Consider the following 8,401-nt stretch of genomic DNA (forward strand, 5'->3'; position numbering starts at 1 on the left):
GGCGAGGCGGTCCGTGGAAGGCGCCGGGCGGCGGGCGCCGGCCGCCCGTGCCCGGACGGTCCGTGCCGCTCACCCCGTACGCAGGACCTCCAGCGCCGCGCCCAGCCCGTCCGGTCGGACGGGCACCCCCGCCAGTTCGAGCCCCATCTGCACCCCGGAGAGCGTCCCCGCCAGGGTGAGGTCGCCGAGCTGGCCCAGGTGCCCGATCCGGAAGACGCGGCCCGCGAGCCGTCCCAACCCGGCGCCCAGCGACATGTCGAAGCGCTCCAGGATGATCTTGCGGACCTTGTCGGCGTCGTGCCCCTCCGGCATCAGCACCGCCGTGAGGGAGCCCGAGTGCTCCCGCTCGTCCCGGCACAGCACCTCCAGGCCCCAGCCGCGTACGGCGGCGCGGGTCGCCGCGGCATGCCGCTGGTGCCGGGCGAAGACGTTCTCCAGGCCCTCCTGCTGGAGGATGAGCAGCGCCTCCTCCAGCCCGTAGAGCAGGTTGGTCGCCGGGGTGTACGGGAACGAGCCCTGCTTGTTCGCCTCCAGGACCGGTCCCCAGTCCCAGAAGAGCTTCGGCAGGCGGGAGTTGCGCGAGGCGGCGAGCGCCTTGTCGCTGACGGCGTTGAAGCTCAGACCCGGCGGCAGCATCAGCCCCTTCTGCGAACCGGCGACGGTGACGTCGACGCCCCACTCGTCGTGCCGGTAGTCGATGGAGCCGAGCGAGGAGATCGTGTCGACGAGCAGCAGCGCCGGGTGGCCCGCCTCGTCCAGCACGCGGCGGATCTCCGGGACGCGGCTGGTCACGCCCGTCGAGGTCTCGTTGTGTACGACGCAGACCGCCTTGATCTCGTGGCCGGTGTCGTCCGCGAGGCGCTCGGCCAGGGCGTCCGGGTCGGCGCCGTGCCGCCAGTCCCCGGCGACGAAGTCGGTCTCCGTCTCCAGGCCCAGCGCTCCGGCCATCTCCCGCCAGAGCGCGGAGAAATGACCGGTCTCGAAGCTGAGTACGCGGTCGCCCGGGCTGAGGGTGTTGACCAGCGCCGCCTCCCACGCACCCGTACCGGAGGCGGGATAGATCACCACGGGCCCGCTGGTCCCGAACACCGGCCCCAGCGCGGCGAGAAGACGGCGGGTGAGCGCTGCGAACTCGGGCCCGCGGTGGTCGACGGTGGGTGCCGCGATGGCGCGCAGCACCGGGTCGGGGACGTTGGTGGGGCCCGGGATCTGAAGGAAGTGGCGACCGGTACGCGGCGTCATGGGCCGACTCCTCGCGAAGGGTTGTGCCGTGAAGCGGCACGCTGTATCGTCTGGCGGCACGCCGGAGCTTAGGTTCCCTCACGGAACGAGTCAATGGATGCAGAACGTCCTCAACGCACTGCGCGCCCTCGAAGAGGTCGCCGTCCGCCAGCCGATCGGCGTCGCCGACCTGGCGCGCGCCATGCAGCTCCCCAAGTCCTCGGTGCAGCGCACCCTGGTGACGCTGCGGGAGGCCGGCTGGATCCGGCCGACCGGCTCGGTGCCCACCCGGTGGGTCGTGACGACCAAGGCGCTGCACGTCGGCCGGCACGCCACCGACGAACTCGGCCTGCGTGACATCGCGTTGCCGGTGATGGAGGAGCTGCGCCGCCGTACGGACGAGACGATCCACCTCGCGGTCCGCGAGGGCGGCAACGTGGTGCTGGTCGAGCGCCTGGAGACGTCCCAACCGGTGCGCATCATCCTGCCGTTGGGGCAGAACCTGATCATGCACGCCTCCGCGAACGGCAAGGCGGTGCTGGCCGCGGACCCGCCGGAGGCCGCCGAGCGCTACATGGCCCACGGGCTGCGGGACTTCACCGACACCACGATCACCGACCCGGTGCGGCTGCGCGCCGAGCTGGCCGTGACGCGGGAGCGCGGCTGGGCCACCAACAGCGGCGAGTGGCGCCCGGACGTCTCGGCCGTCGCCGCGGCGGTCATCGGCGAGGGCGGGCTGCCCGTCGCGAGCATCAGCGTCAACGTGCCGACGAGCCGGATGTCGGACGAGGCGGGGCCGGTGTACGGCGCACTCGTCAGCGAGGCGGCCAAGAGAATCAGCACAGCTCTGGGACGCGCGCACGAGGAGAGCACCGGGCGCTGAGCGATCCGTACGAGAACCCTTGACGGGTTCCGGGCCCCCTCCCATACTCGCCCAAGGCGAAAACCGGATTCCGGATCGCGGAATGGCTTGGCGCTGTGCGGGAAATCCCCGTAAGCCCCGCGCACGGTATGCGCAAGGGCGGTGTCGCAGGTCCGGAAAGGCTTCTGATTCCTGCTCAGAAATGTGCCGGCACGCCTTTGCAGTGACCGTTCGACCGAAGGCGAGGAAGCCTCGTGTCAGATCAAGTCATATCCATCGTCGGGTTGGTGCTGGTATTCGCCATCGCCACCTTTTCCTCGGTCCACATGGGCGCGCTGGCCATTGTCGCTGCTTTCGTGGTCGGGACCGCCTTCGTCGGCGAATCCGCGGACGACATCTTCGGCGGCTTCCCGGGCGACCTCTTCGTCGTGCTGGTCGGGGTCACCTTCCTGTTCGCCATCGCCAAGAACAACGGCACGGTGGACTGGATGGTGCAGCGTGCGACCCGGGCCGTGGGCGGCAGGATCGCACTCATTCCCTGGGTGATGTTCCTGGTCACGGCGGTGCTGACGGCCTCGGGGGCCGTCGTGCCCGCAGCCGTGGGAATCATCGCCCCCATCGGTCTGGGATTCTGTGTCCGCTACCGCATCAATCCGGTGCTGATGGGGCTGCTCATCATCAACGGGGCCAGCGCGGGCGGCTTTTCACCGATCAGCATCTTCGGCAGCATCACGAACGGCGTGGTGTCGCGGAACGATCTGCCGGGATCGCCGCTGCTGCTTTTCCTCTGCTCGTTCCTCTTCAACGTCGTCCTCAGCATCGCCGTGTTCTTCCTCTTCGGCGGGCGCGGCCTCCTCGGACGCCGCGCCGAACAAGAGGGCGGCGAGTCTCCTGTGTCCGGACGGGACGGAGACGACGGAGATCTGGTGACGGTCGGGGCGTCCGCCAAAGGTGGCGATTCCCTCGGCGGAGATTCCGGAAGCGGCACCGGTACGGAATCGGGCTCCGGCGGCACCGCGCCCTCGGCCGGGAAAGGCACCGCCCCCGCACCGGTGCTCGCACCCGTGGGCTCCGGCACGGGCGGCGGCGTCGCCGAGCCCGACGAGGATCTGCGGCTCGACGGGACGCGCGTGCTGACCCTGCTCGGCCTCGTCAGCCTCGTCGTCGGGTCGCTCTTCTTCGACCTCGACGTCGGCCTGATGGCGCTGACCGTGAGCGTGGTGCTCACACTCGTCTCCCCGTCGACGGCCAAGGGCGCCGTGGACCGCTGCGCGTGGTCCACGGTCCTCCTCGTGTGCGGCATCGTCACGTTCGTCAGCATGATGGAGCGGATCGGGACGATCGACTTCCTCGGCGACAGCGTCGCCGCGATCAACGCCCCTCTGCTGGGCGCGGTGTTGATCTGCCTCATCGGCGCGGTCGTCTCCGCCTTCGCCTCCACCACCGGCATCCTCGGCGCGCTCATCCCGCTCGCGGTGCCGTTCCTTCAGGACGGACACGTCGGCGCGGTGGGACTGATCATCGCGCTCGCCATCTCCTCCTCGGTCGTGGACTCCTCGCCGTTCTCCACGAGCGGTGCGCTGGTGGTCGCGAGCGCGCCCGAGGAGCAGCGGGACACCGTCTTCCGGCGGCTGATGGTCTGGGGCTTCAGCATGGTGGCCATCGCGCCGCCGCTGACGTGGCTGTTCTTCGTCGTGCCCGGCTGGCTCTGAGGGCACGTCCGGATCCGCGCGCCACGGGCGCCCGCCGGGAGGCAACTCCCCGCGGGCGCCCGTCCGTTGGTGCCCGCCCCCGGCCGGAACCCGTCCCGGATCTTCCCTGCGCGGGCCGGTGCCGCGCCGTACCGCCGCCGTACGGGATGACATCATCCCGGTGCGGCGTCCCCGGGCGCCGCCGTACGGAGACGACGCACGGATACGACGTGCGGGTACGCGGTACGGGACGCCGTACGGATAGGGGGCACCGAAGGCGGCGCCCCGGACGGACAGTTCGGATAGGTAGGCACATGGCTCAGATCAGCCCCAGCATCCTCTCGGCCGACTTCGCGCGTCTCGCCGACGAGGCCGAAGCGGTGACCGGCGCGGACTGGCTCCATGTCGACGTCATGGACAGCCACTTCGTCCCCAACCTCACCCTCGGGGCACCGGTGGTGGAGGCGCTGACCCGGGCGACCGACATCCCCGTGGACTGCCATCTGATGATCGACGAGCCGGACCGCTGGGCCCCGCAGTACGTCGAGGTCGGCGCCCGCTCCGTGACCTTCCACGCGGAGGCCGCCGCCGCGCCCGTACGGCTCGCACGGGAGATCAAGGCGCTCGGCGCCCGCGCGTCCATGGCGCTCAAGCCCGCCACCCCCGTCGAGCTGTACGAGGACCTGCTGCCCGAGTTGGACATGCTGCTGGTGATGACCGTCGAACCCGGCTTCGGCGGGCAGGCGTTCCTCGACATCATGCTGCCGAAGATCCGCCGGGCCCGGCAGCTCATGGACAAGCACGGCCTGGAGATGTGGCTCCAGGTGGACGGCGGTGTCTCCGCGTCCACCATCGAACAGTGCGCCGAGGCCGGTGCCGACGTGTTCGTCGCCGGATCGTCCGTCTACGGCACCGACGACCCGGCGGCGGCCGTACGGGGCCTGCGCCAGCAGGCGGAGGAGGCCGCGGCGCGCACCGCGGGCGGAGCCCGCTGAACAACGCTCCGGGCGGAGCCCGCTGAGCCGTACCCCCAGGCGGCTCCCGCCCCGGCTTTCCGGGAATCCGGCCGTCCCCCTCCCGCGTCCCTCCCGGCCTTCGCCCCTGTGTACACGGTGCGCGCACACTGGAGGGCGGCACCGGCAGGGCCGCCCCGGCGGGCCGCGCACGCCGGAGTGGGATCGGGTCCACCCGGGATCTGCAAGGATGAACGCCCAGCGCTGATGCGTACGTACGGGAAGACAGTGAGGTGAGTGCGGTGTCGTCGGGTCGGACCACACGAATGGGACCCGCCGAGCTCATGCAGGCGGCGGCCATGGCGCGCCGCTTCTACCTTGAGGGCAAATCCAAGATCCAGATCGCGGACGAGTTCGGCGTGAGCCGCTTCAAGGTGGCGCGGGTCCTGGAGACGGCGCTGGAACGGGACCTGGTCCGCATCGAGATCAGGGTCCCGGCGGAGCTGGACGCCGACCGCTCGGACGCCCTCCGGGCCCGTTTCGGGCTCCGGCACGTGGTCGTCGTCGAGTCGCCGTCGGAGGCGGTGGACGACGGCGCCGACCCGGAGAACCTCGGCGAGGTCGCCGCCGGTCTGCTCGGCGAACTCGTCACCGAGGGCGATGTGCTCGGCCTCGCGTGGGGCCGCTCCACCACGCACATGGCCGCCGCGCTGCGCCAGCTTCCGCCCTGCACGGTCGTCCAGCTCACCGGCGTCTACGACGCGGGCGCCGCGGACCGCGGATCCGTGGAGGCCGTACGGCGGGCCGCCGAGGTCGCCGGCGGCGAGGCGCACCCCGTCTACGCGCCGATGCTGTTGCCCGACTCCGCCACGGCCGCGGCGCTGCGCAGCCAGACCGGGATCGCCCGCGCCTTCGAGTACTTCGACAAGGTCACCGTCGCCGCCGTCTCCATCGGCTCCTGGGAGCCGGGCATCTCCACCGTCCACGACATGCTCAGCGACTCCGAGCGCGAGCACTACTCGTCGCTGGGCGTCGCCGCCGAGATGTCCGCGCATCTCTTCGACAAGCGCGGCCGCCGCATCGGACGGGACCTGGGGGAACGGTGCATCACCGTGGAGGCCGAACGGCTGCGCCGCGTCCCTGAGGTGATCGCCATCGCGGGCGGCCAGCGCAAGGCCGAGGCCATCGGCGCGGTGCTGCGCTCCGGACTGGTCACCAGCATCGTCACCGACACCGCCGCCGCCGACTACCTGCTCTCCGAGGCCGACCCGGGGCCGAAGCCCGCCCTGGAGCGCGCCGACCCGGACGGCGCATAGTGGCACGCGGCCCCGCCCCGGGAGCCGGCGGGCGCTTATGCCGGGGTGCGGCTGGGGCCGCGTGGCCCGTGCGGGTTACGCTCGTGACGGCCGCCATCCGCGGCTCTTCCTCCGGGTCTTCCGGCCCGGCAGGTCTCTCAGTGCACTCTCCGAGGAGGCAGAGGCAGCCATGACGACGCAGCGGACCAAGCTGCCTGGCGTCGGCACGCAGTACGACATCGAGACCCGGGCGGGCCGCCACATCTCCGTCGTCGCGCACCAGGACGGGCGGCGCTTCCTCGGCTTCTACGAGCCGGACGACCCGGACGCGTGCCAGGCCACCGTGCCGCTCGACGGGGACGAGGCCAGGTCCCTGGCCGAACTGCTCGTGCCCTCGGGCACCCCCAAGCTCGCCACGGCCGAGATGGACATCGACCTGGTCACCGAGCGGATCGCCGTCACCACGCAATCCCCGTACCGCAGCAGGCCGTTGGGCGAGACGCGGGCGCGCACCCGCACCGGCGCCTACATCGTGGCCGTGCTGCGCCGCACGGGACCGCATCCCTCTCCCGGGCCGGAGTTCCGGCTGGAGGCGGGCGACGCGGTCGTCGCGGTCGGCACCCGCGAGGGGGTCGACGAACTGGCGCGCATCATCAGCGGGACCTGACCGGGGCCGGAGAGCCGGACCCCGCAGCCGGGGCCCCGGCGACCGGCACCCCGGGGCACCCTGCCGGCCGGGGCGGGGGGAGCGGGCCGTCCCGGAGGTTCCGGCGTACAGACCGGCGCAGAGAAGGGACAGGCCGAGCGCGTGCACGAGACCACCGTGATGCTGATCGAACTGGGCGCCGTCATCCTCGGCCTGGGCCTCGTCGGACGCTTCGCGGGGCGCATCGGCATGTCCCCGATCCCGCTCTATCTGCTGGGCGGGCTGGCGTTCGGCCGCGGCGGCGTCTTCCCGCTCAGCGCGACGGAGAACTTCATCGAGGTCGGCGCGGAGATCGGCGTCCTGCTGCTCCTGCTGCTGCTCGGGCTGGAGTACACCGCGGCCGAGCTGGTGACGAGCCTGAAGACCCAATACCCCTCCGGCATCGTGGACTTCCTGCTCAACGCGACGCCCGGCGCCCTCGCCGGGCTGCTGCTGGGCTGGGGCCCGGCGGGCGTGCTGGCCCTCGCGGGCGTCACCTGGATCTCGTCCTCGGGCGTGATCGCGAAGGTCCTCACCGATCTGCGCCGCCTCGGCAACCGCGAGACCCCGGTCATCCTCGGCGTCCTCGTCATGGAGGACCTGTCGATGGCGGTGTATCTGCCGCTGCTCAGCGCCATCCTCGCGGGCGCCGGGCTGGCGGGCGGCAGCGTCACGCTGCTGGTCGCCCTGGGCACGGTGGGCGCGGTGCTGTACGTGGCGCTGCGGCACGGACGGTTCATCAGCCGGGCCGTCAGCTCCGACACCCCGGAGATGCTGCTGCTCGTCGTGCTGGGACTGACGCTGCTGGTCGCCGGGATCGCGCAGCGGCTCCAAGTCTCCGCCGCCGTCGGGGCGTTCCTCGTGGGCATCGCGCTCTCGGGTGAGACGGCGACGAGCGCGCGGGCGCTGCTCACCCCGCTCCGCGACCTGTTCGCGGCGGTCTTCTTCGTCTTCTTCGGGCTCTCCACGCGTCCGGCCGAGATCCCGCCCGTACTGGTGCCCGCGCTGCTGCTGGCCGTCGTCACCATCGTCACGAAGGTGCTCACGGGCTGGTACGCGGCGCGGCGTGCCGGGGTCAACCGCAGAGGGCGGCTGCGTGCGGGCGGGGCGCTCGTGGCGCGCGGGGAGTTCTCCATCGTCATCGCGGGACTCGCCGTCAGCGTCGAGCCGGACGTGGGTCCGCTCGCGACCGCGTATGTGCTGCTGCTGGTCATCGCCGGTCCGCTGGCGGCCCGTTGGACCGAGCCGGCCGTCGGCGTTCTGCGGGCGCTGCTGACGCGCGGGCGCAGGGAGCAGGAGGACGGGAGCCCGCCCGCGGGTGCCGCCTCCGGTGCGGCCGGGGACTCGGGCGGGGACTCGGGCAAGGGCGTCGATTCCGGCGAGGGCGCCGCGTCCGGGACGCTGCGGCACTGAGCCGTTGCGCTGAGCCGGGCGGTGCACGGTCGCTGTACGGGGCGGCGATACGCGGCCCCGGGGTCCGTAAGGCGCTGTGCGCGCCCTGTGCGTCCCGCCGGTGTGCGCGCGGCCCCCATGATGCGGAACGGTCCTCTCCGGGCGGGAGGGAGCCGCTGAGCGGATTCACGGCGTACGTACGGCAGTTGGGCCGTCCGCAGGTGCGCGTTCCGGCGGCACGGGAACCGCTCCCGGACATTTCTCAGGGCCCGCCTCCCTGCGCCGTCCCGGGGGACGGCGCA

At 72.2% G+C, this 8,401-nt stretch carries 7 protein-coding genes; 6 read left to right on the top strand and 1 reads right to left on the bottom strand.

Going from position 1 to position 8,401, the window contains the following annotated elements; translation table 11 throughout:
• Positions 1-69 precede the first annotated feature (69 nt).
• Positions 70-1,242, bottom strand: coding sequence for a pyridoxal-phosphate-dependent aminotransferase family protein (locus tag AN218_RS20410; RefSeq protein ID WP_070018344.1), 1,173 nt, complete (start codon positions 1,240-1,242; stop codon positions 70-72).
• A 97-nt stretch (positions 1,243-1,339) separates the two neighbouring features.
• On the opposite strand from AN218_RS20410, the gene AN218_RS20415 reads away from it, so the two are divergent.
• The 6 genes from AN218_RS20415 to AN218_RS20440 all read left to right on the top strand — a co-directional run bounded on the left by AN218_RS20415 (position 1,340) and on the right by AN218_RS20440 (position 8,120).
• Positions 1,340-2,104: an IclR family transcriptional regulator gene (locus AN218_RS20415; RefSeq protein WP_070018345.1), complete on the top strand. Its 765-nt coding sequence runs from the start codon at positions 1,340-1,342 to the stop codon at positions 2,102-2,104.
• Positions 2,105-2,337: 233 nt separating this feature from the next.
• Entirely contained in the window at positions 2,338-3,795 is a 1,458-nt protein-coding gene (locus AN218_RS20420; protein WP_070018346.1) for an SLC13 family permease, read from the top strand.
• 293 nt (positions 3,796-4,088) lie between these two features.
• Positions 4,089-4,769: a ribulose-phosphate 3-epimerase gene (gene rpe, locus AN218_RS20425; RefSeq protein ID WP_070018347.1), complete on the top strand. Its 681-nt coding sequence runs from the start codon at positions 4,089-4,091 to the stop codon at positions 4,767-4,769.
• A 284-nt stretch (positions 4,770-5,053) separates the two neighbouring features.
• Positions 5,054-6,043 carry a sugar-binding transcriptional regulator gene (locus AN218_RS20430; RefSeq protein WP_070018348.1) on the top strand — a complete coding sequence of 330 codons (990 nt, stop codon included), beginning with the start codon at positions 5,054-5,056 and terminating at the stop codon, positions 6,041-6,043.
• Between the two features lie 169 nt (positions 6,044-6,212).
• On the top strand, positions 6,213-6,689 hold the full coding sequence (locus tag AN218_RS20435) for a cation:proton antiporter regulatory subunit (RefSeq protein ID WP_070018349.1): 477 nt from the start codon (positions 6,213-6,215) through the stop codon (positions 6,687-6,689).
• A 141-nt stretch (positions 6,690-6,830) separates the two neighbouring features.
• Entirely contained in the window at positions 6,831-8,120 is a 1,290-nt protein-coding gene (locus AN218_RS20440; RefSeq protein WP_079132382.1) for a cation:proton antiporter, read from the top strand.
• The last annotated feature ends 281 nt before the right edge of the window (positions 8,121-8,401 follow it).

Origin of the sequence: Streptomyces nanshensis, from assembly GCF_001751255.1 — a bacterium.
Classification (GTDB): Bacteria; Actinomycetota; Actinomycetes; order Streptomycetales; family Streptomycetaceae; genus Streptomyces; species Streptomyces nanshensis_A.